This is a genomic window from Polynucleobacter sp. AP-Latsch-80-C2 (assembly GCF_018882185.1).
Lineage (GTDB): Bacteria > Pseudomonadota > Gammaproteobacteria > Burkholderiales > Burkholderiaceae > Polynucleobacter.
On the sequence record NZ_JACVOY010000024.1, the window covers coordinates 1 to 2,676 of the forward strand.

The window sequence follows — 2,676 nt, forward strand, 5'->3', positions numbered from 1 at the left end:
TGCGTATTTCAGGCCAGCGTGACCACCCATTTCAGGCAAATGACCGGTCATTTCATAATGAGCGTGACCGCCTGTTTCAGATTCAGCGTGACCGCTTTTGTGCTTTCCTCTGAAATGCATTTTGCCTAAATATTAGGCAAAGATTAGTGGGGATTTTAGTATTCGAGGGTAATTTGATGAACCCGATATGGTTGAGCTTTTTAGGCTCCCCATGTCCAGTAAAGCAATTACCATGCGAAAAATTAAAGAAGTTTTGCGGCTGCGTTTTGAATGTGGCCTGTCCTTAAATGCGATTGCCAGAGCCCTGGAATTATCCAAGGGCGCTGTCGCCAAGTACGCAGCCCTAGCGCAAGCGGCGCAGTTAGATTGGGTGTCCATTGAACCTTTGACTGAAGAGCAGCTAGCAATGCGTTTGCTGCCACCGCAGGCAATGGTGCCGGGCCAAAACCAATTTGCCCCGATTGACTTTATCTTGGTCAACCAAGAGATGAAGAAAAAAGGCCTCACCTTGCAACTACTCTGGGGTGAGTACTGCGAAGCTGCCACGCAAAAGCCGTATGGCTATACCAGTTTTTGCATCCACTACGCCGCCTTTGCAAAAACCCTCAAGCCCTCGATGCGGCAAATCCACAAGGCCGGAGAAAAATGCTTTGTCGATTATGCCGGTCCCACCATCCCCATCATTGATGTCCTGACTGGGCAAATTACCAAGGCGCAGATTTTTGTTGCCGTTCTGGGGGCCTCAAGCTATACCTTTGCATTAGCAACGAGAGCGCAAAAGACCGAAGATTGGCTATTAGGCCAGCGCAAAGCCTTTGAGTATTTTGGTGGGGTAACGCAGGTCATCGTTCCCGATAATCCGAGAAGCCTGGTTGCCAACCCCGATCGCTATGAACCGCAAGTGGGCAGATCGTACGCCGAGTTCGCCGCGCATTACGGCTGCGCCGTGATCCCGGCACGGCCACGCAAGCCGCAAGATAAGAGCAAAGTCGAAGTAGGCGTGCAGGTAGTGGAGCGCTGGATCTTAGCTAAGTTGCGCCACCAACAATTTTTTAGTTTGGCTGACCTCAATATTGCCATCGCCGATTTGCTGGAAGAGCTCAATACCCGCCCTTTTAAGAAGCTGCCTGGCAATCGCCGTAGCGCCTTTGAATCGATTGATAAACCTGCGCTCAGGCCATTACCAGTCACCATCTTTGAGACTTGTTCCTGGAAGAAGGCCAAAGTCGGTATTGATTACCATGTGGAGTTAGAGCATCACTATTACAGCGTGCCGTACCAATATCCGCGCAAAGCAGTCGAGCTGCGGGTCACCCCCACCGTAGTGGAAATCTTCTGCGAAGGAAAACGCATTGCCGCCCATGTACGTGTGATGCGCACGGGCTACAGCCATGGGCTATCTTCTCAAACCACTGTGCCAGAGCACATGCCTAAAGCACACGAGGCTCATCTGGAATGGAGTTCAGAGCGTCTGCTGAATTGGGGTCAGGGGATCGGTGCATTTACTCAATCCTTAGTGTCGCACATGCTGCATCAAAAAGCATATCCCGAACTCGGTTACCGCGCTTGCCTTGGTTTACTAAGCCTCTCTAAAACCTACGGCAAAGAGCGACTAGAGGCCGCCTGCGCTATTGCAATGAGTAATAACGCAATGACTCAAAAAAGCGTACGCAACATCCTTGTTGCTAAGCTGGACTTGGCAACGACAAGCAGAGCCGCCCCAAATAAGAAGAGTGCTGTGCAACTACCGTTACATGAGAACGTGCGCGGACCCAAGTATTACCACTAAAACATCTCCACTAATTTTTAACCAGCAGCACAACCCAAAGAAGGAAAATGACATGCTTTACCAACACACCATCACCCAGCTTCAAGCACTAAGGCTAGAGGGCATGGCTCTTGGCCTACAAGAGCAATTTACGCAAAGAGCGTCAAGCGATCTTTCGTTTGAAGAACGTCTCGGACTCTTGGTGGATCGAGAGCTCACCTACCGAGAGAACAAAAAGCAGGCAAGACTGCTTAAGAGCGCCAAGCTCAAAGTGTCTTCAGCTTGTTTGGAAGATGTCGATTACCGCCCTGGTAGAGGCTTAGATAAAAAGCAGGTGGCTAGCTTTGCTAGTTGCGACTGGATCCGGGGTGCTCAAAGCATTTTGCTCACTGGTCCTGCTGGCGTAGGCAAGACTTGGCTAGCCAGCGCCTTGGGATTACAAGCCTGCCGAGCCGGCTTCTCGGCGCTCAATATGCGCGTACCCAGAATCTTTGAAGAACTGCGAGTAGCACATGCGGATGGTACGTTTACTCGCAAACTCCAATCGATAGCTAAGGTTGATTTACTGATTTTGGATGACTGGGGCTTGCACCCTCTAAACCAAGAGGAACGCTCTGATCTTCTAGAAATCATGGACGATCGGGTTGGAACCAAGTCCACCATCATTACCAGCCAACTTCCAGTGGAGCACTGGCATGAGTATCTCAATGACCCGACCTTAGCTGATGCCATCCTTGATCGCATCGTCCATCAAAGCCATAAGATCAAACTCAAAGGAGAATCCATGCGCAAGCAAGAAGTAGAAACCATAGCGGAAATCGGTAAAAAACAGAAGGCATCGTGACCGCTAAACTACAATAACTGAGCCTTCAAATACTAGAGCCTTGCCGGTCACGCTGAATCTGAAA

The 2,676-nt window shown here is 50.1% G+C and carries 2 protein-coding genes; both read left to right on the forward strand.

The features are described from left to right. Positions 1-211: 211 nt before the first annotated feature. Positions 212-1,789 carry an IS21 family transposase gene (gene istA, locus ICN47_RS12660; RefSeq protein WP_216220268.1) on the forward strand — a complete coding sequence of 526 codons (1,578 nt, stop codon included), beginning with the start codon at positions 212-214 and terminating at the stop codon, positions 1,787-1,789. Positions 1,790-1,841: 52 nt separating this feature from the next. After that, positions 1,842-2,612 (forward strand): IS21-like element helper ATPase IstB, encoded by a 771-nt coding sequence (istB, locus tag ICN47_RS12665; protein ID WP_216220269.1) that lies wholly within the window; start codon positions 1,842-1,844, stop codon positions 2,610-2,612. The last annotated feature ends 64 nt before the right edge of the window (positions 2,613-2,676 follow it).